Source organism: Marisediminitalea aggregata (assembly GCF_900129565.1).
Lineage (GTDB): Bacteria > Pseudomonadota > Gammaproteobacteria > Enterobacterales > Alteromonadaceae > Alteromonas > Alteromonas aggregata.
This window is the reverse complement of record NZ_FQWD01000006.1, coordinates 142303-166402: the sequence shown is the minus strand read 5'-3', so window position 1 is coordinate 166402 and position 24100 is coordinate 142303. Positions and strand designations below refer to the sequence as shown.

Annotated in this window: 22 protein-coding genes and 1 pseudogene; 16 read left to right on the top strand and 7 right to left on the bottom strand. The window is 47.9% G+C overall.

From position 1 onward, the window contains the following. Positions 1 to 25 precede the first annotated feature (25 nt). Positions 26 to 2347 (bottom strand): class 1a ribonucleoside-diphosphate reductase subunit alpha, encoded by a 2322-nt coding sequence (gene nrdA / locus BUB81_RS17335; protein ID WP_073324844.1) that lies wholly within the window; start codon positions 2345 to 2347, stop codon positions 26 to 28. A 425-nt stretch (positions 2348 to 2772) separates the two neighbouring features. Further along, on the bottom strand, positions 2773 to 3489 hold the full coding sequence (ubiG, locus tag BUB81_RS17330) for a bifunctional 2-polyprenyl-6-hydroxyphenol methylase/3-demethylubiquinol 3-O-methyltransferase UbiG (RefSeq protein WP_073324612.1): 717 nt from the start codon (positions 3487 to 3489) through the stop codon (positions 2773 to 2775). Positions 3490 to 3777: 288 nt separating this feature from the next. Here ubiG and gyrA point away from each other — a divergent pair, with 288 nt between their 5' ends. The 9 genes from gyrA (at position 3778) to pyrF (ending at position 14277) form a co-directional block, all read left to right on the top strand. Continuing rightward, on the top strand, positions 3778 to 6459 hold the full coding sequence (gene gyrA, locus BUB81_RS17325; protein WP_073324611.1) for a DNA topoisomerase (ATP-hydrolyzing) subunit A: 2682 nt from the start codon (positions 3778 to 3780) through the stop codon (positions 6457 to 6459). Positions 6460 to 6602: 143 nt separating this feature from the next. Beyond that, positions 6603 to 7688, top strand: a complete 1086-nt coding sequence (serC, locus tag BUB81_RS17320) for a 3-phosphoserine/phosphohydroxythreonine transaminase (RefSeq protein WP_073324610.1) — start codon at positions 6603 to 6605, stop codon at positions 7686 to 7688. Continuing rightward, positions 7685 to 8974, top strand: coding sequence for a 3-phosphoshikimate 1-carboxyvinyltransferase (gene aroA / locus BUB81_RS17315; RefSeq protein WP_073324609.1), 1290 nt, complete (start codon positions 7685 to 7687; stop codon positions 8972 to 8974). Before serC ends, aroA begins: the two co-directional genes overlap by 4 nt. A gap of 217 nt (positions 8975 to 9191) precedes the next feature. Beyond that, entirely contained in the window at positions 9192 to 9863 is a 672-nt protein-coding gene (gene cmk / locus BUB81_RS17310; RefSeq protein ID WP_073324608.1) for a (d)CMP kinase, read from the top strand. Between the two features lie 118 nt (positions 9864 to 9981). Beyond that, on the top strand, positions 9982 to 11652 hold the full coding sequence (rpsA, locus tag BUB81_RS17305; RefSeq protein ID WP_073324607.1) for a 30S ribosomal protein S1: 1671 nt from the start codon (positions 9982 to 9984) through the stop codon (positions 11650 to 11652). 78 nt (positions 11653 to 11730) lie between these two features. Then, entirely contained in the window at positions 11731 to 12042 is a 312-nt protein-coding gene (ihfB, locus tag BUB81_RS17300; RefSeq protein WP_255053223.1) for an integration host factor subunit beta, read from the top strand. Between the two features lie 109 nt (positions 12043 to 12151). Then, on the top strand, positions 12152 to 12406 hold the full coding sequence (locus BUB81_RS17295; RefSeq protein WP_073324843.1) for a lipopolysaccharide assembly protein LapA domain-containing protein: 255 nt from the start codon (positions 12152 to 12154) through the stop codon (positions 12404 to 12406). 5 nt (positions 12407 to 12411) lie between these two features. Continuing rightward, entirely contained in the window at positions 12412 to 13572 is a 1161-nt protein-coding gene (gene lapB / locus BUB81_RS17290; protein ID WP_073324605.1) for a lipopolysaccharide assembly protein LapB, read from the top strand. 6 nt (positions 13573 to 13578) lie between these two features. Beyond that, complete coding sequence (gene pyrF / locus BUB81_RS17285; protein WP_073324604.1) at positions 13579 to 14277, top strand: orotidine-5'-phosphate decarboxylase; 699 nt, start codon at positions 13579 to 13581, stop codon at positions 14275 to 14277. Positions 14278 to 14507: 230 nt separating this feature from the next. Here the strand turns inward: pyrF and ald are convergent, their stop codons facing one another. Next, positions 14508 to 15635, bottom strand: coding sequence for an alanine dehydrogenase (gene ald, locus BUB81_RS17280; protein ID WP_073324603.1), 1128 nt, complete (start codon positions 15633 to 15635; stop codon positions 14508 to 14510). Between the two features lie 132 nt (positions 15636 to 15767). Here ald and lrp point away from each other — a divergent pair, with 132 nt between their 5' ends. The 7 genes and pseudogenes from lrp to serS all read left to right on the top strand — a co-directional run bounded on the left by lrp (position 15768) and on the right by serS (position 22661). Next, positions 15768 to 16253 (top strand): leucine-responsive transcriptional regulator Lrp, encoded by a 486-nt coding sequence (gene lrp / locus BUB81_RS17275; RefSeq protein ID WP_073324602.1) that lies wholly within the window; start codon positions 15768 to 15770, stop codon positions 16251 to 16253. Positions 16254 to 16521: 268 nt separating this feature from the next. Beyond that, positions 16522 to 18766: pseudogene (locus tag BUB81_RS17270) on the top strand (DNA translocase FtsK); the annotation flags it as partial. 11 nt (positions 18767 to 18777) lie between these two features. After that, positions 18778 to 19032 (top strand): DNA translocase FtsK, encoded by a 255-nt coding sequence (locus BUB81_RS22545; RefSeq protein WP_425435079.1) that lies wholly within the window; start codon positions 18778 to 18780, stop codon positions 19030 to 19032. Positions 19033 to 19044: 12 nt separating this feature from the next. After that, positions 19045 to 19662: an outer membrane lipoprotein periplasmic chaperone LolA gene (lolA, locus tag BUB81_RS17265; RefSeq protein WP_073324601.1), complete on the top strand. Its 618-nt coding sequence runs from the start codon at positions 19045 to 19047 to the stop codon at positions 19660 to 19662. Beyond that, the gene (locus BUB81_RS17260; RefSeq protein WP_073324600.1) at positions 19659 to 20978 is read left to right on the top strand and encodes a replication-associated recombination protein A; all 1320 of its coding nucleotides are present in this window, start codon (positions 19659 to 19661) and stop codon (positions 20976 to 20978) included. Before lolA ends, BUB81_RS17260 begins: the two co-directional genes overlap by 4 nt. Next, entirely contained in the window at positions 20975 to 21358 is a 384-nt protein-coding gene (gene crcB, locus BUB81_RS17255) for a fluoride efflux transporter CrcB (RefSeq protein WP_073324599.1), read from the top strand. The genes BUB81_RS17260 and crcB overlap by 4 nt, the downstream gene beginning before the upstream one ends. 10 nt (positions 21359 to 21368) lie before the next feature. Further along, positions 21369 to 22661: a serine--tRNA ligase gene (gene serS, locus BUB81_RS17250; RefSeq protein WP_073324598.1), complete on the top strand. Its 1293-nt coding sequence runs from the start codon at positions 21369 to 21371 to the stop codon at positions 22659 to 22661. Between the two features lie 46 nt (positions 22662 to 22707). Here serS and BUB81_RS17245 read toward each other — a convergent pair whose 3' ends face one another. From BUB81_RS17245 to tusD, 4 genes are read right to left on the bottom strand one after another with little or no spacing between them, the layout of a single operon-like run. Beyond that, entirely contained in the window at positions 22708 to 23070 is a 363-nt protein-coding gene (locus BUB81_RS17245; RefSeq protein WP_425435076.1) for a TusE/DsrC/DsvC family sulfur relay protein, read from the bottom strand. After that, entirely contained in the window at positions 23049 to 23312 is a 264-nt protein-coding gene (locus tag BUB81_RS17240; protein WP_073324596.1) for a DsrH/TusB family sulfur metabolism protein, read from the bottom strand. The genes BUB81_RS17245 and BUB81_RS17240 overlap by 22 nt, the downstream gene beginning before the upstream one ends. Continuing rightward, positions 23312 to 23662, bottom strand: coding sequence for a sulfurtransferase complex subunit TusC (gene tusC, locus BUB81_RS17235; RefSeq protein WP_073324595.1), 351 nt, complete (start codon positions 23660 to 23662; stop codon positions 23312 to 23314). Before tusC ends, BUB81_RS17240 begins: the two co-directional genes overlap by 1 nt. Then, the gene (gene tusD, locus BUB81_RS17230; protein WP_073324594.1) at positions 23662 to 24048 is read right to left on the bottom strand and encodes a sulfurtransferase complex subunit TusD; all 387 of its coding nucleotides are present in this window, start codon (positions 24046 to 24048) and stop codon (positions 23662 to 23664) included. The genes tusC and tusD overlap by 1 nt, the downstream gene beginning before the upstream one ends. Between the last annotated feature and the right edge of the window lie 52 nt (positions 24049 to 24100).

Sequence of the window (24100 nt, the reverse complement as noted above, 5' to 3'; positions counted from 1 at the left end):
ATCATAGCCGGGCATTATTTTTATATTAGATCTTACAGGCGCCGCCTGCGCAATCGTCATCTTCAGTCTCCACAACCGCTTGTGCCTGCGGTTTTGTTTCAGCCTGATTGGCTTCAGCAGGGGCCGCATCAGCAGCACCGTCACGGGTGTTGTGGTAGTAAAGGGTCTTAACACCCAGCTTGTACGCCGTTAATAAGTCTTTCAGTAGTAAGCGCATTGGCACTTTACTGTTTTCATACTTAGACGGGTTATAACTGGTGTTTGCTGAGATTGTCTGGTCAATAAACTTCTGCATAATGCCGCACAGTTGCAGGTAACCGTCGTTAGACGGGATATCCCACAGCAATTCGTACTGGTCTTTCAGACGCTCGTACTCAGGAACAACCTGTTTCAGCACACCATCTTTACTGGACTTAATACTGATATGACCGCGAGGTGGTTCAATACCGTTAGTGGCATTTGAAATCTGCGATGAGGTCTCAGATGGCATCAGAGCAGACAGGGTAGAGTTGCGTAAACCGTGCTCTACGATTTCTGCGCGTAACCCTTCCCAGTCCAGGTGCAGTGGTTCATCACATACGCTGTCCAAGTCTTTCTTGTAGGTGTCGATTGGCAGAATACCTTTGGCGTATGTCGTTTCGTTGAATTTAGGACACGCGCCTTTTTCTTTAGCCAGGTTAACCGATGCTTTTAGCAAGTGATACTGCATGGCTTCGAAGGTGCGGTGAACCAAACCATTTGCACTGAAATCTGAGTATTTCACGCCGTTTTTCGCCAAGTAATAAGCGAAGTTAATAACACCTATACCCAACGTGCGACGATTCATTGTTGCATTGTACGCCGCAGGAACAGGGTAGTCCTGGTAGTCTAACAAGCTATCCAGGGCGCGGACCGCAAGGTCTGACAATTCTTCAAATTCGTCAAGTGATTTGATTGCACCCAGGTTGAACGCCGACAGCGTACACAACGCAATTTCGCCGTTTTCGTCGTTTACATGCTCAAGCGGCTTGGTTGGCAGCGCAATTTCCAGGCACAGGTTGCTTTGACGTACTGGGGCAACAGCCGGATCAAATGGACTGTGGGTATTACAGTGGTCAACGTTTTGCAAATAGATACGGCCAGTGCTGGCACGTTCCTGCATGAACAAGCTGAACAATTCCATGGCTTTGATACGCTTCTTGCGAATCGACTCGTCCTGTTCGTATTTAACGTACAGTTCTTCAAACTTGGGCTGGTCGGCAAAGAAGGCGTCGTAAAGGCCTGGAACGTCTGACGGACTGAACAAAGTAATGTAATCGTCCTTCATCATGCGTTGGTACATGAGCTTGTTGAACTGTACACCATAATCCAAGTGACGAACGCGGTTCTCTTCCACGCCACGGTTGTTTTTCAATACCAGTAGCGATTCAATTTCAAGGTGCCACAGTGGGTAGAACAACGTGGCTGCGCCACCGCGAACACCGCCCTGAGAGCAGCTCTTCACCGCCGTTTGGAAATATTTATAGAACGGAATACATCCGGTGTGGAATGCTTCACCACCGCGAATTGGGCTGCCTAGTGCACGAATTCGACCTGCATTCACACCGATACCGGCGCGTTGGCTCACATATTTTACAATTGCACTCGCTGTTGCGTTGATTGAGTCCAGGCTGTCACCAGTTTCAATTAACACACAAGAACTAAACTGACGGGTAGGCGTACGAACACCGGCCATAATAGGCGTAGGCAATGAGATCTTGAACGTCGACGCTGCATTGTAGAAACGGCGGATGTAATCTAATCGCGTAGATTTGGGGTAGTTCGCAAATAAACAGGCGGCTACCAAAATGTAAAGGAACTGAGCACTTTCATAAATTTCGCCTGTTACCCGGTTTTGAACCAGGTATTTTCCTTCCAACTGTTTTACGGCAGCGTAGCTAAAGTTCATATCACGCCAGTGATCAATGTACGAATCCATTTCAGCGAATTCTTCTGGCGTGTAGTCTTCCAGCAGGTGCTGATCGTATTTACCCATGTCCACCATGCGGGCCACGTGCGTAAACAACGCTGGCGGCTCAAACTGGCCAAACGCTTTCTTGCGCAGATGGAAAATCGCCAGGCGAGCGGCTAAATACTGGTAATCTGGTGCATCGGTAGAAATCAGGTCAGCTGCAGACTTAATCAGTGTTTCGTGAATTTCAGCAGTTTTAATGCCGTCATAGAACTGAATGTGTGCCTTGATTTCAACTTGAGAAACAGAGACGTTGTGAAGGTCTTTGGCTGCCCAAGTGATGACTTTGTGAATTTTATCTAGATCAATGGGCTCTTTCTCACCATTGCGTTTGGTGACAGATAAATTGTTATTCATTTTTACTGGCCGTTTGTCTGTTAGCGCTTGTCGCGGGGCAGGTGATGCATTGCCCAATTATTGTTTTAAATGCTTTCCTTACCGTAGGATCGATGATTGATCCTACCGATCCGCAAATGTTCTGGGGGATCAGATGACCTCAAACTCAACTGACTCAGAACAGGACTACGTGCGGATAACCACAAGATAGTGAGGTTTTGCCTTTATTGCAACCCAATATCTGGTGCTTAATTCACCGATCAAACACAAGAGATATTTTGGTTAGTGTTGACTAACTGTTTATCATCTAACTTAGCGACATTTGCATAAATGCAAGCATTTTTGCGTTTTTTTGATCGGCTTAAATTTTTTTTGACGGAAAAAAACGTTTTTATAAAAAACCGCTATATAGTGCTGTTTTATATTTTACAGCACTACATATTGTGTTAGAGAGCAGGTTTCTCACAATGAATAATATAGTTCACATCGATGTTTTTATTCGACAGCAAAAATTGCTGGTTAAACGGATCGTAGTGAATGCCCGTCGTCGATCGTGGGATCAGTCCGGCGTGATCGGCGATCTTCATGAGTTCTGAAGGCTTCATAAAACGTTGGTACTGATGCGTGCCTTTGGGTACCCATTGCAGTACGTACTCCGCAGCGACAATACCCAGCAAGTAGGATTTAACATTGCGGTTCAAAGTAGAAAAGAACACTTTTCCTCCGGGCTTAACCAAATCCGTGCAGGCTTTGATCACAGAGGCAGGGTCTGGCACGTGTTCCAGCATTTCCATACAGGTCACAACATCGAAGCTGCCGGCGTGTTCTGCTGCAAATGCCTCAGCACTGGTGCAGTGGTACGCTACTTTAATGCCAGATTCCAGGCCGTGAAGCTGCGCTATCTCCAACGAGGCTTCAGCCATATCAATACCCGTCACATCTGCGCCACGTTGAGCGAGCGATTCCGCCAGAATGCCACCGCCGCAGCCGACATCCAGAATCTTTTTGCCGAACAAACCGTCGCTTTCTGTCTCTATAAAGGAAAGGCGAAGTGGATTAATTATATGTAACGGCTTAAATTCGCCTTCCGGGTCCCACCAGCGTTCAGCTATTTGCGAAAATTTGTCGATTTCTGTTTGGTCAACGTTTTGAGTAGATGACATTGGGATTTCCAATACCTATTTAAGAAGTACTTTGAAACGCAACATACCTCAAAACCACATTTGCTTCACGGCTAAATTTCATCACGAAAGAGTAATTGCACAAAAAATGTCCGCTCGTGCTTTTTTGCTGCGATCCGGGACATTATTCACTACATAAATGCTGTTTTGGGTGGTAGACTCAATGGTTAATCAAAAGACCCAAAATGCGTGTCGGAAGGGAAATATGACGCAAGGACGTCACATTACTGTCCTGTCACGAGAAACTTATAATAAGGGACCAAGCAGTTTATGACTGATAACGCCAAAGAAATTCTCCCCATTAATATTGAGGAAGAGCTAAAAACATCGTATCTCGACTATGCGATGAGCGTTATAGTTGGGCGAGCGCTGCCTGACGTAAGAGATGGTTTAAAGCCAGTACACCGCCGTGTGCTGTTCGCGATGAACGAACTCAAAAACGATTTCAACAAGCCTTATAAAAAGTCTGCCCGTGTGGTCGGTGACGTAATCGGTAAATATCACCCGCATGGTGACTCAGCCGTATACGATACCATTGTACGTATGGCACAGCCTTTCTCATTGCGCTACATGCTGGTAGACGGGCAGGGTAACTTTGGTTCTGTAGATGGTGACTCAGCCGCTGCGATGCGTTACACCGAAGTGCGCATGGCGAAAATCGCCCATGAGTTGCTGGCCGACCTTGAAAAAGAAACGGTAGATTTTGTACCGAACTACGATGGCACCGAGCAGATCCCTGCGGTTTTGCCAACTAAAGTACCTAACCTGCTTGTTAATGGTTCCTCGGGTATCGCCGTTGGTATGGCGACCAACATCCCGCCACATAACTTAACGGAAGTGGTTAACGGCTGTATTGCACTTATCGAAGACCCATCACTGGGTATCGATCAGTTAATGGAATACATTCCCGGCCCGGACTTCCCAACCGCTGCTATGATCAGTGGCCGTAAGGGAATTGACGATGCCTATCGCACCGGTCGTGGTAAAATTTACCTGCGTGCGCGTGCTGAAATTGAGACCGAAGATAACGGTAAAGAAACCATCATCATTAACGAGATCCCGTATCAGGTTAACAAAGCCCGCTTGATCGAAAAGATTGCTGAGCTGGTTAAAGAAAAACGAATTGAAGGTGTTTCTGCACTGCGTGACGAGTCTGACAAAGACGGCATGCGCATTGTTATTGAAGTTAAACGTAACGAATCTGCAGAAGTCCTGCTTAATCACCTGTATGCCAATACACAGCTTCAAACCGTGTTTGGTATCAACATGGTGGCACTGGACAACGGTCAGCCCAAAGTTTTCAACTTAAAGCAGACACTGGAAGCCTTTATTCTTCACCGCCGTGAAGTGGTTACCCGCCGTACCGTATTTGAATTACGCAAAGCCAGAGAGCGTGCGCATATTCTTGAAGGGTTAGCGATTGCACTGGCGAACATTGATCCGGTTATTGACCTGATCAAAGCGTCATCCAGCCCGGCTGATGCGAAGAAAGCATTAGTATCACAAGGCTGGCAGTTGGGCGACGTAGCAGAAATGCTGCAGCGTGCCGGCAACGACGCTGCTCGTCCTGACTGGTTAGCGCCAGAGTTTGGTATTCGCGATGGTCAGTATTACCTAACTGAACAACAGGCACAAGCAATCCTGGATCTGCGTTTACATAAACTGACAGGCCTGGAACACGAAAAAATCCTTGATGAATACAAGGCGTTGCTTGAGTTGATTGCAGAGTTACTGCATATCTTGGGCAGCCCTGAGCGTCTGATGGAAGTGATTCGTGAAGAGTTGGAAAAAATCCGTGACGAGTTCGGCGACGAGCGCCGTACAGAAATCACAGCCGCGAGTCATGACATCGACATCGAAGATCTTATCGAGCAGGAAGACGTCGTGGTTACCTTGTCTCGCGAAGGCTATGTTAAGTACCAGAAATTAACTGAGTACGAAGCACAGCGCCGTGGTGGTAAAGGTAAGTCAGCAACGAAGATGAAAGACGAAGACTTCATCGAAAAGCTGTTGGTAGCCAATACTCACGACCATATTCTGTGCTTCTCGACCCGTGGTCGACTGTACTGGTTAAAAGTGTATCAGTTGCCGCTCGCGAGCCGGAATGCTCGTGGTCGACCAATTGTGAATATTCTGCCGCTTGAAGACGACGAGCGTATTACCGCGATTCTGCCGATTAAAGAATTTGAAGAAGACAAGTTTGTGTTAATGGCCACCGCCAATGGTGTGGTGAAGAAAACCAGTCTGACTCAGTATTCTCGCCCGCGCAGTAACGGTATTATTGCCGTTAACCTGAACGATGGCGATGAGTTGATTGGCGTGTCGATTACACACGGCGATGACGATATTATGTTGTTCTCTGATGAAGGTAAGGTTGTTCGTTTCAACGAAAAACTGCGTGACTCAGAAACCGGTGAGGTAAAACTGGACCCAGAAACAGGCGAGGAGCTTTATGCGCTACGTCCAATGGGCCGGACTGCGACCGGGGTACGCGGTATTAAGCTTCAGGAAGGTCAGAAGGTTGTATCACTGATTGTACCTAAAGGTGACGGTGCTATTCTAACCGCTACTGAAAACGGTTACGGTAAGCGTACACCACTGGCAGACTACCCGGCGAAGAGTCGTGCGACACAGGGTGTTGTGTCAATAAAAGTATCTGAGCGCAACGGCAAGGTTGTTGGCGCGGTTCAGGTAGACGAAAACGACGAAATTATGTTGATAAGCGATGCCGGTACTTTAGTTCGTACCCGCGTTAGCGAAGTATCAACGGTAGGTCGAAATACACAGGGCGTGCGACTGATTCGTACTGCTGACGACGAGCATGTAGTGGCGTTACAGCGTATTGAAGAAGTGGAAGAAGTCCTGCCAGAGCTTGACGAAAATGGTGAAGCAATGGAAACCACAAACACCGCAACAGACGGTGATAATAATGAGCCTGCGACAGACGAATAAATCCTGATTCAACAGGACAATAAATGGTGAACGAGCGGCTATGTGCCGCTTGTTTTTTTGCCGTCAGGGAAGCCTGGCTGTTTGTTGGTCTAACAGAGACCGGCGGATCAGGAAGGCCTCCATAACAGTGTTTAAGAAAGCTCATGAAACAAGTATTTAATTTCAGTGCCGGTCCTGCCATGCTGCCAGCAGCTGTGATGGCCAAAGCACAACAAGAGTTCATAAACTGGCGTGACAGTGGCTGTTCAGTCATGGAAGTCAGCCACCGTGGTGCCGACTTTATAGAGATTGCTGCTCAGGCAGAGCAGGATCTGCGTGATTTATTAAAGGTACCTGACAACTACAAAGTCCTGTTTTTACAAGGTGGCGGTCGTGGTCAGTTTGCCGCGGTACCGTTAAACCTGTCTACCAGTGACGATACCTCGTTGCACCTGGTAAGCGGCTCCTGGTCAAGCGGTGCAGTAGACGAAGCCAACAAATACAACAACGCTAAAATCATTGGTCAGGTGGTCGAGCACAATGGTTTTCAAACCGTGCCAAAGCCTGCACTGTCTGACATAGATCAGTCTGCGGCTTATTTGCATTTCTGCCCGAACGAAACTGTTGACGGTATTGCTTTTGATTGGCTACCTGAGGCCGGTAACGTACCGTTAGTGGCTGACATGTCGTCGAATATCCTGTCTAAGCCAATTGATGTGAGCAAATACGGTGTTATTTACGCCGGTGCGCAGAAGAATATCGGCCCATCGGGTCTGTCGCTTGTTATTGTTCGCGATGATCTGATTGGCAAAGCGCGTCAGAGCACACCATCAATATTTGATTATGCGTTGATGGCCTCTAAAGATTCTATGTACAACACACCACCTACGTTTTCCTGGTATTTAGCCGGACTGGTATTCCAGTGGTTAAAAGAGCAGGGCGGTGTGGAAGCCATGGCCAGCATTAATCAGCACAAAGCAGATTTGCTGTATAGCGCTATTGATGACTCGTCGTTCTACCGCAATAACGTGCATCCTGACAACCGTTCAATAATGAACGTGCCGTTCCATCTGGCTGATCCTGCCTTAGACAAAGTCTTCCTGGAGAAATCAAAAGAAGCCGGACTAATGGCGTTAAAAGGCCACCGTTCAGTGGGCGGAATGCGCGCCAGTATTTACAACGCGATGCCTGTTGAAGGTGTAGAAGCACTGGTGAAATTCATGCGTGAATTTGAGGAGCATTACGCATGACAGTAGAACAGTTAACGTTAACGCCGGTCACGTCTATAGACGGCGAAGTAAACGTACCAGGCTCAAAAAGCCTGTCAAATCGCGCACTATTGCTCGCCGCACTGGCTGAAGGGACAACCACACTTACGAACCTGCTGGACAGTGATGATATTCGCCACATGTTAAAGGCGCTTACTCAGCTAGGTGTAAGCTACGAATTAAGCGAGTGCAAAACAGAATGTACTGTTCAGGGGTTAGGTGGCGCGTTTAATCACGCTGAGCACCTGGAACTGTTTTTAGGTAATGCTGGTACCGCTATGCGTCCATTGTGCGCAGCGCTGGCCGCATCCAGTGTGAACGTCACGCTGACTGGCGAGCCTCGCATGGAAGAACGTCCGATTGGCGATCTGGTTGATGCCTTACTTGAAGCGGGTGCTGATATCAAATACCTGAAAAACGAGGGGTATCCGCCACTACATATAGCGGGTAAAACGCTTCAAGGCGGCAAACTGTCTGTAGACGGTAGTGTTTCCAGTCAGTTTTTGACCGCACTACTGATGTCTGCTCCTTTGTTCAGTGAAGACACGGTGATCAGCATTAAAGGTGAGTTGGTATCGAAACCCTATATCGACATCACACTAGATACCATGGCTAAATTTGGCGTTCAGGTAGAAAACGATAATTACCAGCATTTCACTATTCGAGCCGGTCAAAAGTACATTGCACCATCACGTTTTCTGGTTGAAGGCGATGCTTCTTCTGCCTCTTACTTTCTGGCTGCGGGTGCCATCAAAGGTGGTAGCGTTAAAGTTACCGGTATTGGTAAACAAAGCATCCAGGGCGACATTCGTTTCGCAGATGTGCTGGAAGCAATGGGTGCCAGGGTTGAATGGTTCGACGACTGTGTCGTGATTCACGGTGCCCCGCTAAAAGGCGTCGACATGGACATGAACCACATTCCGGATGCCGCGATGACGATTGCCGTTGCAGCCTTGTTTGCCGAAGGCGAAACCTGTATCCGCAATATCTATAACTGGCGGGTAAAAGAGACTGACCGTCTGAATGCGATGGCCACAGAGTTGCGTAAATTAGGCGTTGAAGTAGAAGAGGGGCATGATTTTATTCGTGTGACGCCTGCTACTTCATTAAAGCATGCGGAAATTGACACCTACAACGATCACCGTATCGCGATGTGCTTTTCGTTAGTGAGTTTAAGCGATACACCGGTAACCATTAATGATCCGGGCTGTACTGCGAAAACATTTCCTGATTATTTCACGCGATTTGCCACAATCTGTCATCGATAAGTCAGATTTGTTTTTTATTATGCTCACCGGCTGCTACGCGGTGAGCATGATTTCCATCCAGGTCATTATCTTCACTTTCAGACATATAAAATTGGCAAACAAAATCAAACAGGTCGGAGCAATATTGACTTGTATCATTGCCTATTTGCCTGACACGCGTATAATTGCGGCCGATTTCGACGATCCATTAACAAAAATTTAAATAACTGGAGCAGGTATGCATCCAACACCCGTAGTAACGGTAGATGGCCCGAGTGGTGCCGGGAAAGGGACCTTAAGCGCTCTATTGGCAGAAAAATTGAATTGGCACTTGCTGGACAGCGGTGCGATATACCGCGTATTGGCGGTTGCCGCTATGCATCACGATTTACCCATTGACGACGAAGCCGCCATTGTGCCGCTGGCGTCCGGGTTAGACGTGAGTTTTGAAACAGAAAATAACCAACGCCGCGTTGTGTTGGAAGGCGAAGACGTTACCGACGACATTCGTACCGAAGAAGTGGGTGCGGTTGCGTCGCAAATTGCGTCATTAGCCCGTGTTCGCGAAGCCCTGTTGCGCCGACAACGCGCATTTCAGGAAACTCCCGGCTTAATTGCTGACGGTCGCGATATGGGTACGGTCGTTTTCCCCGACGCAGTCGTGAAACTATTCCTTACTGCAAGCGCTGAAGCCCGCGCGGAGCGTCGCTATACGCAGTTGAAAGATAAAGGGATGGATGTTAATATTGCGCGCCTTTTAACCGATATCAAGGCCAGAGATGAACGTGATTCACAACGTTCAGTCGCACCGCTGGTACCGGCAGAAGACGCAGTAATTATCGATTCAACAGATTTGGATATTAACCAAGTCTTTGATAGTGCTATGGAAATCATCAATTCCAGACTGTAAGTCAGGAGGCGATTTTCGCCATCGCAACAGTTATTACAGGACGTAATGACTTTGTTTAATAACCCCACGGTATCGGGAATGTAGCGTGGATGTCAACTGAATATATTTACTTATTAATATGACTGAAAATTTTGCACAACTTTTTGAAGAGAGCTTACAAGAACTAGAAACACGTCCTGGTTCAATTGTAAAAGGTACTGTTGTATCAATTGACAAAGACATCGTTCTGGTAGACGCAGGTCTCAAATCAGAAAGTGCCATCCCAGCTGAACAATTTAAAAATGCTGAAGGCGAATTAGAAATCGCTATCGGTGACGAAGTTGATGTTGCGCTAGACGCAGTAGAAGACGGCTTCGGTGAAACTATCCTGTCTCGTGAAAAAGCGAAGCGTCACGAAGCATGGGTTGAGCTGGAAAAAGCTTACGAAGACAAAGCCACTATCAAAGGCGTTATTAACGGTAAAGTTAAAGGCGGTTTCACTGTTGAAGTTAACAGTGTACGCGCGTTCTTGCCTGGTTCACTGGTTGATGTACGTCCGGTTCGTGACACTACTCACCTTGAAGGCAAAGAGCTTGAATTTAAAGTAATCAAGCTGGACGCTAAGCGTAACAACGTTGTTGTTTCTCGTCGTGCCGTTATCGAAGCTGAAAACAGTGCAGAGCGCGAATCACTGCTGGCGAACCTGGAAGAAGGTCATGAAGTTAAAGGTATCGTTAAGAACCTGACTGACTACGGTGCGTTCGTTGACTTAGGCGGTGTAGACGGCCTGCTGCACATCACTGACATGGCTTGGAAGCGCGTTAAGCACCCAAGTGAAATCGTAAATGTTGGTGACGAAATCAATGTTAAAGTATTGAAGTTCGACAAAGACAAGCAACGTGTATCTCTGGGCATGAAGCAGATGGGCAACGATCCATGGCAAGAAATTGCTCAGCGTTACCCAGAAGGCACTAAGATCACTGGCCAGGTAACTAACCTGACTGACTACGGTTGTTTCGTAGAGATCGAAGACGGTGTTGAAGGTCTGGTTCACGTTTCTGAAATGGATTGGACTAACAAGAACATCCACCCATCTAAGGTTGTTAACCTGGGCGACACAGTAACTGTTATGGTTCTGGAAATCGACGAAGAGCGTCGTCGTATTTCTCTGGGTCTGAAGCAGTGCATCGATAACCCATGGGAAACATTCGCTAAGTCACACGAAAAAGGTGACAAAGTGTCTGGTAAGATCAAGTCAATCACTGACTTCGGTATCTTCATCGGCCTTGACGGCGGCATCGATGGTCTGGTTCACCTGTCTGACATTTCTTGGAACAAGACTGGCGAAGAAGCCGTTCGTGACTACAAGAAAGGCGACGAAATCTCTGCAGTTGTACTGCAAGTCGACCCAGAGCGTGAGCGTATTTCTTTAGGCGTTAAGCAAATCGAAGAAGATCCTTTCAACAAGTATCTGACAGATAATAAGAAAGGTGCTATCGTTACTGGTACAGTTACCGCAGCTGATGCTAAAGGTGTTACTGTTAACCTGGCTGAAGAAGTTGAAGGCTACATCCGTGTTGCAGACTTGTCTCGCGACCGCGTAGAAGACGCTTCTGAAGAAGTGAACGTTGGCGACTCAATCGAAGCTAAGTTCATCGGTGTTGACCGTAAGAACCGCGTAGTTAACCTGTCTGTTAAAGCAAAAGACCAGGCTGACGAGAAAGAAGCTATCGATAAAGTAAATCAGCAAGAAGACGCTGGTTTTGCTAACGCAATGGCTGAAGCCTTTAAAGCGGCGAAAGGCGAGTAATCACCTTTTGTAGCATCTGACGCACGGTGTTAAGACAAGTGCTTTGCACCGTGTGTTTACTGATGTAAGCTGTTTCATATCGACGATGACAAAGAGGTTACCATGACCAAGTCTGAACTAATTGAGCGGCTCGCTGATCAGGCTCGCCATATCCCGGCGAAAGAGCTTGAATCAGCTATCAAAGAAATGCTGGAGCAGATGGCGCAAACCCTGCAGAAGGGTGATCGCATTGAAATCCGCGGCTTTGGTAGTTTTTCACTACATTATCGGGCACCCCGTGTCGGTCGTAATCCAAAGACTGGCGAAACGGTGGAACTGGACGGTAAATACGTTCCTCACTTTAAGCCTGGTAAAGAGCTACGTGACCGGGTAAACGCGTCAATAGCCTGAACCAAATAAAATAAAGCACTGTTGTCAGTGCTTTTTTTGTATATCCATACTGTAACAGGGTAAGCATTTTGCTATCCTGTTATTATTGTATTCTGTTGGGATTGCTTTTTTGAAAGGCTTAGTGTTTTTTCTTTGCATTATTGTATTGTTGGTTCTGGCCGTCGCGGTCGGCTCTCAAAATGATGCAGTTATCTCGGTAAATTATCTGATCGCCAAAACTGAAATGACCATTGCCAGTCTGATTGCCATAGCAGTTGGTCTTGGCGTTGTAGTTGGCGTGTTGGCGGTATTGAGTAGTTGGCTAACGCTACGCGTGAGAGTGATCAGGCTGCAAGCTAAACTCAACAGACTGCAGAAAGAATAATCCCCATGCTAGAGCTGCTCTTTTTGCTGCTTCCTGTGGCAGCCGGCTATGGTTATATCATGGGGCGAAATAGCGTTAGGCAAGCGCAACGTAAACAATCCAGCATTCTCTCCAAACATTACTATCGCGGCTTAAATTTCCTGCTGTCTGATCAACCAGACAAGGCGGTCGATACATTGATCAAGATGATCAACCTAAATAACGACACCGCTGAAACCCACATCGCCATGGGCAACTTCTTTCGCCATCGTGGTGAGATTGACAGGGCAATTCGGGTTCACCAAAACCTGGTAAGCCGTGATGAATTACAATCAACCCAGCGAGAAACCGCGTTACGCGAGTTGGGCCGGGATTATATGCAGGCGGGCTTTCTGGAGCGCGCTGAAGACACGTTTGCTAAGTTACTTTCCAGTGATAAGCATTTTGATTTTGCCCAACAACAACTGTTTGCTATTTACCAGACCACAAAAGAGTGGGAAAGGGCGATTGCGCTGGCAGAAAAGATGCTGCAAGACAATGAAGTGGTGCGCACAAAACTCGCCCATTTTTATTGTGAGCAAGCTCAAATCGAGCTGGATAAACAAGATTTAGAATCCGCACTGGCATTGTTGCAAAAAGCCGTAAATGCCGACGAACATGCCACGCGTCCCTGGTTAATGCTGGGACAGGTCACCTTCGATGAAGGTCGTTATGATGAGTCAATTGATTATTTACTGCAGGTAGCCAAACGGGAAGAAGACTGGTTTATTGAGGCCATACCCGTTATTCAGAAGATCACTGAACATACCCAGGATTGGGATAAATTTGAAACCTTGCTAAATACACACTGGGTGCAAAGCGCCACGGCGTATCTGGCAATGGTCACCATAATGGTGAATCAAAATCGTAATCAACAAGCCGCTGACTATTTGTTTTCGCAGTTGCAGAAAACACCGACCATGCGTGGTTTCCATCGGCTAATGCAATTGTATAGCGACAACACAATCGACAACGACGCCAAACAGACCTATCAGCACCTGGCTGAATTGGTTGGAAAACAAATTCAACAACGCCCACGTTATCGCTGTAAGAGCTGTGGGTTTTCCGGGCGTAAGCTTTATTGGTTATGCCCATCATGTAAAAAGTGGGGTGTAGTACATCCCATTCGTGGATTAGACGGAGAATAGAAGACTGTGACACAAGATGCTCGCGTCATCGTAGCGCTGGACTTCGACAATGTCGAACAAGCCAATCAACTGGTTGAACAACTCGAGCCTTCGGCTTGTAAGCTGAAAGTAGGTAAAGAAATGTTCACTCTTTTTGGCCCGGAGTTTGTGAAATCACTCATTAATAAAGGCTTCGATGTCTTTTTGGATCTTAAGTTTCACGATATTCCCAATACGGTAGCCAAAGCGTGTAAAGCGGCTGCTGAGATGGGCGTGTGGATGGTGAATGTACATGCCAGCGGCGGGGCAGAGATGATGCGTAAAGCCAAACAGGCTATTGAAAGCTCGTCACACCCACAAACAAAACTTATCGCCGTTACGGTGTTAACCAGTATGGACCAGGACCAACTGAACGATGTTGTTCCCGGCGTTACCCCTGCAGAGCAGGTTGCGAAACTGGCAGCACTCACTGCCGACTCTGGCCTCGATGGTGTAGTGTGTTCCGCAAAAGAAGCCGTTATGCTACGTAAATCACTGCCTGAATCGTTCTTACTGGTTACGCCGGGTATTCGCCCTGCGGGAGCAGACGTTGGTGACCAAAAACGCGTTATGACGCCGGTAGACGCCATCGAGGCAGGCGTCAGCTATCTGGTTATGGGCCGGCCGATTACGCAGGCTGACGATCCATTAGCGACGCTGGCCAGAGTAAATGAGTCTATTCAATAAGATTCACCACAATTGTGTAGGTGGAATAACTCAGATTAAGGCCATTGTTCGCAGTGGCCTTTTTATTTTAGGCGGAATTTACCGCATTTTCTGCAAAGCAGAGTGATATGGTCGTAGGGTTAACGATTATTATCGTAACCACAGGCATTCAGCAGAAAAGTAGAATGACAGGGCGTAACAAAAAGGGGCATGACAGCCCCTTTATCAATTCACAATTTGGTAATGGCTGGTTATCTCAATGCATCCAATGCCGGCGTGTAGGTAATACCCAACTGTTCACCCAAGGCTTCAACAACAGCCTGGTAAGTCACTTTGCCTTCGTGAACGTTCAAACCGTTTAACAGGTGAATGTCTTCCAGCATGGCTTGTTTAGGGCCTTTGTTAGCCAGAGCGAGACCAAATGGCAGTGTGGCGTTATTCAGCGCCATGGTTGATGTTCTTGCTACGCCACCAGGCATGTTAGCAACACAGTAATGAACTACGTCGTCAATGATATAAACAGGGTCCTGGTGAGTAGTGGCTTTAGAGGTTTCAAAACAACCACCCTGGTCAATGGCAACGTCTACCAGCACAGAGCCTGGTTTCATGTTTTTGATGTGTTCACGGTTCAGCAGCTTAGGCGCAGCTGCACCCGGAATAAGTACCGCACCCACAACCAAATCCGCATTGGCAGAATAATGCTCAATGGCATCAACCGTCGAATACACAGTTTTAACTTGCCCATTGAAGATATCATCTAACTGGCGTAAGCGAGGCAGAGAGCGGTCGAGGATGGTAACGTCAGCACCCAGGCCCAACGCCATTTTAGCTGCTTGTGTACCAACTACGCCACCACCGATGATCAGGACTTTGCCCGGAGCAACACCCGGTACACCACCTAACAGCGTGCCGCTGCCGCCATGGGCTTTTTCAAGATAATGTGCACCTGCTTGTACTGACATACGACCAGCTACTTCACTCATTGGTGCTAATAAAGGCAAGCCGCCGTTTCTGTCTGTTACAGTCTCGTAAGCAATACAGGTAGCGCCTGATGCAATCAATAATTCAGTTTGAACCGGGTCCGGGGCAAGGTGCAGGTAGGTATACAGCGTTTGACCTTTTCGCAGTTGTTTACATTCAGACGGCTGCGGCTCTTTTACTTTCACAATCATTTCTGCTTCAGCAAAAATTTGCTCTGCAGTATCAACGATCATAGCGCCAGCGTTTTGGTATAGTTCGTCCGTAAAACCAATTGCCGTACCTGCATTTGTTTCTACCATTACCTGATGGCCATGCGCGACAAACTCTTTCACAGCCGCCGGTGTTAAGCCTACGCGGTATTCATGATTTTTTATTTCTTTTGGTACACCAACTAACATGCTTTTCCCCGTCTCAATTTGGGTTGTTCAATAAAGATGCTGAGTATAGCCAATGATTTAGAAATATATCTGCTGTAATTTCATACTTTGCAGTGTTATATTTTGAGTAAATTTGATTATGCAAAATATAATATGCTGGTAAAAACACCGAAACACCTCGATCGCATTGATAGAAATATACTTTCTGTATTGCAAAAAGACGGTCGTATTTCTAATGTAGAATTAGCCAAACAGGTAGGATTGAGCCCAAGTCCTTGTTTAGAAAGGGTTAAGCGTTTAGAGTCCCAGGGCTACATAAAAGGCTATCACGCCGTGCTCGACCCACAGAAGCTGGGCGCGGCCATGTTAGTGTTTGTTGAAATTACACTATCGAAAACGTCGGTGGATATATTTGCCGAATTTTCAGCTGCGGTTCAGCAACACGATGATATACAAGAGTGTCACCTGGTTTCAGGGAACTTTGATTTCCTGTTAAAAGCCCGGGTTGCGGATATGTCGAGTTACCGGCGATTATTAGGGGATACACTGCTTCGTTTGCCAGGCGTAAGTGCGTCGCGGACTTATGTGGTAATGGAAGAAGTTAAAAGTACCAATAGTCTTAGAATTAATACAAAATAGCGCGATAGCTGATTACTTATACAGGGTAACATACCGCATACTGTTACAATCAGGCGCAGATATTGCTGGCAACAATGAGTGTGTACACACAAAAAGTGTAATTAAGCATGTATACAAGTGCGCTAACACGTCATTGTCGTAACAAGTGTGATATAACAATCTGTAACGGCATCTGATAAAGGTTTTAGCAGATACCGGCTTAGCGCAAAGCAAATAAAATAATGACAGTATGCCCAAAGAGGCAAACGAACAGAGAATTTTAGGGAATATGGTGCGACTTTCAGGCGTTCAACGCATATGGGAAACAGGTATGATCATTGCCTGTGCTCTGGCGTTCTTTTTACTTTTGGCGCTGGCGTCATTTCACCCGGGCGATCCGGGCTGGAGTCAGGCTGGCTTACAACCGAACGTGCACAACTGGGTAGGGCCTACTGGTGCCTGGACCGCTGATTTACTGTTTTTCACCTTCGGCTATCTGGCATACATCATGCCTTTTTGCAGTGCCTTTCTGGGCTGGTTTGTCTTTCATCACGTCAAATCCTGGCGCGAGCTGGACTACCTGACTATTGGGCTGCGTATTGTTGGCGGTCTTTTGCTGTTACTCGGTTTGAGTGGTATTGCCAGCATTAATTTCGATGACCTGTTTAGCTTCAGTGCCGGCGGATTAGTTGGCGATGTGATTAGCTCAGCGTTGATTCCGTATTTTAATACACCCGGTACTATATTGTTGCTGCTGTGTTTCTGTTGCGTCGGCTTCACGCTAATGACGGGCATTTCCTGGTTATTGATTATCGATAAGCTGGGTGAAAGTACCATTTGGGCGAGCCAAAAAGCCATTGCCGGTCCGCAAAAACTGTTGGCGTTAAATATGCCAATCTTATCGTTACCGAACAAATCTGAAAAAGCGTCGCCAAAAGATGACGATTTAAACATAACCAGCCTGCGTGCGGAACCACCATCGGAACCTGAAAAACGCGCGCCGCGAATAAATGAACGCAGTGAACCGACCATGACGATTCCTGATGAAGTTTTCGCGGCCGATCTGGACGACGACATCAGCGATGATTTGCCTCCGTTCCATATTGACGATGATGATAAACCCGCGCCAGCAGTGAAAAGCACCTCGGAGAAAGTGAATTTTACCGACCTGGGCAGTGGGGCAGGGGAGAGCAATAACAAACCTGAACCCGCGGTTCAAAAAGCGGCTGAGCCGGTAAAACCGGCTGTTTCCAAGCCTGTGGAAAGTCCGTCAGCAGAACAAACAGGCGAGGACACAGCCGATTTAGGCCCAATGCCGTCATTTGATCTGCTGGAACGCGCCGATAAACACGAGAATCCAATTTCTCAGGAAGAACTCGATATTGTGTCACGCCTGGTAGAAGAAAAGCTGGCTAACTTTAACATTGAGGCGTCGGTGGTGGGTGTTTACCCTGGCCCCGTGATCACACGTTTTGAAATTGACCTCGCGCCAGGCGTTAAGGTCAGCAAAATAACCAGCTTGTCCAAAGACTTAGCGCGTGAAATGTCGGCAACCTCTGTGCGTGTTGTCGAAGTTATTCCAGGTAAATCTGTTATCGGACTTGAGTTACCAAACAAAAAGCGCGAAATGGTGCGCTTGAGTGAGGTAATTGGCGCAGATGCCTTCCAGTCTAACCCCTCAGCGCTGACAATGGTGCTGGGCGCAGATATCAGCGGTAAGCCCGTGGTGGTTGATTTGGCTAAAATGCCTCACCTGCTGGTTGCCGGTACCACGGGCTCGGGTAAATCAGTGGGTGTTAACGTCATGATTCTGAGCTTGCTGTATAAGTCGACGCCAGAAGACGTTCGCATGATCATGATTGACCCGAAAATGCTGGAATTGTCGGTGTACGAAGGGATTCCGCATCTGCTTGCTGAAGTGGTGACAGACATGAAGGAAGCCGCTAACGCGTTGCGTTGGTGTGTGGGTGAAATGGAACGTCGCTACAAGCTCATGTCTGCCCTTGGGGTACGGAACCTGAAAGGTTACAACGCCAAGGTGACTCAGGCCATTGCAGATGGTCAGCCAATTAAGGACCCGTTATGGCGTTCAGAAGACAGTATGGAAACTGAAGCGCCGGATTTAGGCAAACTGCCCGCTATTGTTGTGGTGGTTGACGAATTTGCCGACATGATGATGATTGTGGGCAAGAAAGTTGAAGAGCTAATTGCTCGTATCGCACAAAAAGCACGGGCTGCCGGGATCCATCTGGTTCTGGCGACACAGCGTCCGTCTGTTGACGTTATCACCGGCTTGATCAAAGCCAACATTCCTACACGGATAGCGTTCCAGGTATCCAGTAAGATTGACTCGCGGACCATACTTGATCAGCAGGGTGCAGAAACACTACTCGGTATGGGTGATATGCTGTATCTGCCGCCGGGTAGTCCGGTACCTACACGGGTGCATGGTGCGTTTGTGGACGACCATGAAGTGCATGCCGTAGTCGCCGATTGGCAGAAACGCGGTAAACCAGAATACATCGATGAAATTCTGAACCCTGAAATGGGCGCGGAAATTCTGCTGCCCGGCGAACAACCCGAGGGCGCCGATCAGGAAATGGATGCTTTCTATGACGAAGCCGTCGCTTTTGTTACCGAAACCCGCAGAGCTTCGGTGTCCAGCGTGCAGCGTAAATTCAGAATTGGTTACAATCGGGCCGCGCGTTTAGTTGAACAAATGGAACAAAGCGGTGTCGTTAGTGCTGCAGGGCATAACGGTAACCGCGAAGTATTAGCGCCGCCTGCTCCCCGAGATTAATACAGGACAGTTATGAAAAAATACCTAATTAAGTTGTTGGTGTTGAGCCAGTTAATGATTGTCGGACAAGCCGTTGCCGATGATGCTGAATTGTTGAAAGCACGCCTGTCTGGATTGAAGTCATTCACGGCAGCGTTTAGCCAAACCGTAAAAGACGAACAGGGCACGGCTGTGCATGAAGCCCAGGGCGCTATTACAATGACGCGCCCTAACAAGTTGCGTTGGGAAACAGCCATGCCCGACGAAACGTCACTGATCGCCGATGGTGAATCTGTGTGGCATGTCGACTTTTTTGTTGAACAAGTGACAGTTATGTCTCAACAACAGGCCATCGAGAATAACCCTATGGTACTGCTCACGAGCAACAGCGAAGCAATCTGGCAGCAATACAGTATTACCCAGGTAGACGACAACGCGTTTAATGTGTCGCCCTTGTCGGGTAACGGACAAATTCGTACGCTCACTGTACAGTTTGATGAAGCCGGTCTGGCTGGCCTGGTGATGCTGGACAGCCAGCAACAACAAAGTGTCATTCAGTTTACCGGTCGCAAATTCAATGCGGTGATCTCTCCGGAGCAGTTTTCCGTTGCTGTACCTGACGGATTTATGCTGGACGACCAGCGTTCATGAGTTTATTTGCCCAACAACAATACGAGCCGCTGGCAGCCCGTATGCGTCCGCAAAATCTGGACGAGTATGTTGGGCAGCAACATCTGGTTGGGCAGGGTAAGCCACTGCGTAAAATGCTCGAATCCGGGCATTGTCACTCTATGATCCTATGGGGGCCTCCCGGCACCGGCAAAACCACACTAGCTGAGTTAATTGCTCGTTACACCCAAGCTCAGGTAGTCAGGTTGTCTGCTGTTACCTCCGGGGTTAAAGACATTCGAGCGGCGGTTGACCAGGCTGAACAAAACCAGTCTATGGGCGAACGTACATTGTTGTTTGTTGATGAAGTACATCGCTTTAATAAGTCTCAGCAAGATGCGTTCTTACCCTTTGTTGAGTCCGGTTTGGTCACCTTTGTTGGGGCAACTACGGAAAACCCCTCGTTTGAACTTAATAACGCGTTACTGTCCAGAGTGCGCGTGTATGTACTGAAGGCCATCGATGAAGACGCGCTAAGCGCCCTGCTTGATCGCGCGCTGGGCAACACAGAAAAAGGCCTGGGCGAGCGAAAGCTGGCGATAGCCGACGATGCCCGCTCGGCCCTGATAGGCTTATCGGGCGGAGACGGCCGCAGATTGCTTACCTACCTGGAACTGGCCAGTGATTTTACCGAAGGCGCTGAAATTTCCCTGACAGACATCGAACAGGCCGTAGGCGAGAAAGTGGCCAGTTACGACAAACAAGGCGATACCTTTTACGATTTAATTTCAGCGTTTCACAAATCGGTAAGGGGATCAGACCCCGATGCGGCATTGTACTGGTATGCTCGCATATTAAATGGTGGCGGTGATGCCTTATATGTGGCCCGTAGGCTACTGGCAATTGTGTCGGAGGATATTGGTAATGCGGATCCACGTGCCATGCAAATAGCGGTAAACGCCTGGGATGTTTATCACCGGGTAGGGCCTGCCGAAGGTGAGCGCGCCATTGCTCAGGCCGCAGTTTACTGTTCGCTGGCTGCAAAGAGCAATGCCGTCTACGTTGGCTTTAAGCAAGCCATGCGTGATGCCCGTGAACATCCTGATTACCCGGTGCCGGTGCATTTGCGAAACGCACCAACCAAACTATTAAAAGAAATGGGCCATGGCGCAGAGTACCGATACGCCCATGATGAACCTAACGCATTTGCAGCCGGTGAGGTGTACCTACCGCCTGAATTGGCCGATACCCGCTATTATTCTCCCAGCGAGCGCGGACTGGAAAAAGCCCTGAAAGCCAAGCGCGATTATCTCGACGAACTCAATCTTCACAGTCATCATAAACGGAACCCTTCATGACGCATACTCTGACTTTATATCTTTTCGTCGCCAGCGGCGGTGCAGTAGGCGCGTGTTTGCGCTTTTTCTTTACGGGTTTAGTGGATTCCTGGTTTGGAAAAGCCTTGCCCTTTGGTACACTTGCCGTCAATGTGGTCGGCTCATTTTTACTGGCGACTTTGTACGGGTTTATTGAACGCGGCGATTTGGCGGAACAGCCTTACCGCGCGTTAATTGGGGTAGGGCTGTTAGGTGCATTAACCACCTTCTCAACCTTTACTATTGAAACCCTCACCTTATTAGAAAATGGGCTGTGGCTTAAAGCCCTGGCCAACATTGTATTGAATGTATGTGCATGCCTGCTTGCAGCCTGGCTTGCCGTGGAATTAACCAAAGGATAAAGAAACTCACATGTTAGATCCAAAGTGTTTGCGTAGTGACATTGACTCAACGGCCGAGCGTCTGGCCAGCCGTGGTTTTAAGTTAGATGTCGAAGCTTTTAATGCCCTTGAAGAAAAACGCAAAGCCCTGCAAATAAAAACGCAGGAGCTGCAGAATGAACGCAACACGCGAAGTAAATCCATTGGTAAAGCAAAAAGTCAGGGGCAGGACATTGCGCCATTACTGGCTGAAGTGTCAGATTTGGGCGAACAGTTGGACGCGGCGAAAGCGGAACTCAACACCTTATTGGCTGACATTAATGAACTGACGCTGGGTATTCCTAACTTACCGCATGAAAGCGTGCCGGTAGGAAAAGATGAAACCGAAAACCAGGAAATCCTGGTATGGGGAGAGATTCCTGAGTTCGACTTTGAAGTAAAAGATCACGTCGATATCGCAGAAGGCTTGAACAAAGGTCTGGACTTTGAAGCGTCGGTAAAACTAACCGGTAGCCGTTTTGTGGTCATGCGCGACAAGATTGCCCGCCTGCATCGAGCATTGGCGCAATTTATGTTGGATGTGCATACCGGCGAACACGGTTATCAGGAAATGTACGTACCGTATCTGGTAAATGCAGACAGCTTGTTGGGTACCGGTCAGCTGCCGAAGTTTGGTGAAGACTTGTTTCACACCAAACCTGCAACAGAGGAAGGTCAGGGACTGTCGTTGATTCCAACGGCGGAAGTACCGCTTACGAACCTGGCGCGTGACGAGATTTTTGCTGCTAAAGAGCTGCCAATTAAAATGACCGCACACACACCGTGTTTCCGAAGTGAAGCAGGAAGCTATGGTCGTGATACACGAGGTCTGATTCGCCAACACCAGTTCGACAAAGTTGAAATGGTGCAATTGGTGAAGCCTGAAGACAGCTTCGACGCATTGGAAGAGCTGACAGGCCATGCTGAAGTGATTTTGCAAAAACTGGGGCTGGCATATCGCAAGGTATTGTTGTGCACCGGTGATATGGGCTTCGGCTCTTGTAAAACCTACGATTTGGAAGTGTGGTTACCTGCTCAGAACACGTACCGTGAGATTTCATCATGTTCAAACATGCTGGATTTCCAAGCTCGCCGTATGCAGGCACGTTACCGCAACCCGGAAACCAATAAGCCAGAGCTACTGCACACGCTGAATGGTTCTGGTTTGGCTGTGGGGCGCACACTGGTAGCGATTCTGGAGAACTATCAGCAGGCTGATGGCTCTGTGAAAATTCCAGAAGCACTGGTGAGCTACATGGGTGGCGTAACGGAAATCACGGCCTGAGTTATTTCCTGATGCCAGTCCGCTGTTTGTAGGCTGATGCCTCAGCTTACAAACACTTAGCCGGTTTTGGCAGTCCAGCCAGCTTAGTTGCTTGCTTAGCAGGCCCTTTCTTAAACAGCCGCTGTAAATAGCGGCTGTTGCCTTTATCGGGACCAAATTTCGCCGCCATGGCCTTGACCAAAGCCCGGATCGCCGGGCTGGTTTCATATTCCTCATAAAATTCACGGACAAACTTAACAACTTCCCAGTGGGCTTCAGTCAGCTCAATGCTTTCCTGTTCAGCCAATACGGGAACCATATCCGGATGCCACTGTGTGTAATCCAGTAAATACCCTTGCTTGTCGGTTGCTATGGTGTTGCCGTTAAATTCGAAAGAAAAAGCCTGACTCATGGTGCCAAAGAGATCCATTGTTTGTGTTGAAACGAAAGCGCGACCCATTCGCTATGACTAAGCGTTTGCGGCGCGTCTATACCGCGACTTTCACAATCAGCGGTTAGCGCAAAGCAGGTGATGTGTGGCCACTGCTGGGCGATATGATGCGCCAGATACACGCCATCAGAACAACACACCAAGGTCGTTGTGTCTGATTGGCCATCGAGTAGGCCTGACAGTTCGTCCAGGTCGAGATGCTGATCTAATACCAATAACATCAGAAGGTCACCGTGTGATCAAAGTTAGCCAGTGTGTTACTTAACTCTTCAGGCGTTAAAGGTTGAATATCAATCGCGGCTGAATCCACCGATACATTGTGTTTAAGCAATGACACCGCACAGGCATAACAATGGTCGATGTCATACAAGGGCATCACTTTTAATTGTTTCGCGTGGTTCTTTTGCTCGGTCGGCTGTTGATTCGACATCAATTGCAGCACACCCGTACCCACAAAGAAAACACTGCATTCGTGACCATAGTTCGTAGATGCAAGGGCGAACTCAATGCCTTCAGATGCACTCTGATTGCCATAAGGGGGCTGCGTAAGAATAACTGCCAGCGTTGCCATTAAAACTGTACCATTTTATCTGATTGGTGGAGCGCGGTAAAAAACTCGCCTAAGCCAACTTGTTCAAAACCAGCATGAAGCGTTGACTGAGCCAGCCCCAATTCTTCTGCCTGTGTCTCATCGACAATACCACGCTTGGTGGCAGCGCCAACACAAACGTGCAACGGAAAGCCATACTGTTTTGCTAACGCTGCCCATCGTGAGGGAAGGTGAATATCACCGGTGCCCGGGGCAATCATGCCGTTAGCCTGCAATACGCCTTGCTGATAAAAGAAGACATGATTTATTGCAGACTGCTTTGCCAGTTCCTCGCAAAACGCGAGGGCGTTCAGGCTGGTATTCAGCGCTTCAGGTGAACAGGTAATCAGCACAGAAGTTGTCGTCATAATAAACAAAAACACCCCTTAACGGGGTGTTTTCTCGTTAAGCTGTTACTAA

What these genes read in the sequence shown, in the direction of transcription:
- tusC (WP_073324595.1), bottom strand. Translation starts at nt 23,662, where the DNA reads ATGGCAACGCTGGCAGTTATTCTTACGCAGCCCCCTTATGGCAATCAG.
- lrp (WP_073324602.1), top strand. Translation starts at nt 15,768, where the DNA reads ATGCTGGTAAAAACACCGAAACACCTCGATCGCATTGATAGAAATATA.
- BUB81_RS22545 (WP_425435079.1), top strand. Translation starts at nt 18,778, where the DNA reads ATGGGCGCGGAAATTCTGCTGCCCGGCGAACAACCCGAGGGCGCCGAT.
- tusD (WP_073324594.1), bottom strand. Translation starts at nt 24,048, where the DNA reads ATGACGACAACTTCTGTGCTGATTACCTGTTCACCTGAAGCGCTGAAT.
- BUB81_RS17245 (WP_425435076.1), bottom strand. Translation starts at nt 23,070, where the DNA reads ATGGATCTCTTTGGCACCATGAGTCAGGCTTTTTCTTTCGAATTTAAC.
- ald (WP_073324603.1), bottom strand. Translation starts at nt 15,635, where the DNA reads ATGTTAGTTGGTGTACCAAAAGAAATAAAAAATCATGAATACCGCGTA.
- lolA (WP_073324601.1), top strand. Translation starts at nt 19,045, where the DNA reads ATGAAAAAATACCTAATTAAGTTGTTGGTGTTGAGCCAGTTAATGATT.
- BUB81_RS17260 (WP_073324600.1), top strand. Translation starts at nt 19,659, where the DNA reads ATGAGTTTATTTGCCCAACAACAATACGAGCCGCTGGCAGCCCGTATG.
- nrdA (WP_073324844.1), bottom strand. Translation starts at nt 2,347, where the DNA reads ATGAATAACAATTTATCTGTCACCAAACGCAATGGTGAGAAAGAGCCC.
- crcB (WP_073324599.1), top strand. Translation starts at nt 20,975, where the DNA reads ATGACGCATACTCTGACTTTATATCTTTTCGTCGCCAGCGGCGGTGCA.
- ubiG (WP_073324612.1), bottom strand. Translation starts at nt 3,489, where the DNA reads ATGTCATCTACTCAAAACGTTGACCAAACAGAAATCGACAAATTTTCG.
- serC (WP_073324610.1), top strand. Translation starts at nt 6,603, where the DNA reads ATGAAACAAGTATTTAATTTCAGTGCCGGTCCTGCCATGCTGCCAGCA.
- lapB (WP_073324605.1), top strand. Translation starts at nt 12,412, where the DNA reads ATGCTAGAGCTGCTCTTTTTGCTGCTTCCTGTGGCAGCCGGCTATGGT.
- aroA (WP_073324609.1), top strand. Translation starts at nt 7,685, where the DNA reads ATGACAGTAGAACAGTTAACGTTAACGCCGGTCACGTCTATAGACGGC.
- rpsA (WP_073324607.1), top strand. Translation starts at nt 9,982, where the DNA reads ATGACTGAAAATTTTGCACAACTTTTTGAAGAGAGCTTACAAGAACTA.
- BUB81_RS17240 (WP_073324596.1), bottom strand. Translation starts at nt 23,312, where the DNA reads ATGTTATTGGTATTAGATCAGCATCTCGACCTGGACGAACTGTCAGGC.
- gyrA (WP_073324611.1), top strand. Translation starts at nt 3,778, where the DNA reads ATGACTGATAACGCCAAAGAAATTCTCCCCATTAATATTGAGGAAGAG.
- serS (WP_073324598.1), top strand. Translation starts at nt 21,369, where the DNA reads ATGTTAGATCCAAAGTGTTTGCGTAGTGACATTGACTCAACGGCCGAG.
- cmk (WP_073324608.1), top strand. Translation starts at nt 9,192, where the DNA reads ATGCATCCAACACCCGTAGTAACGGTAGATGGCCCGAGTGGTGCCGGG.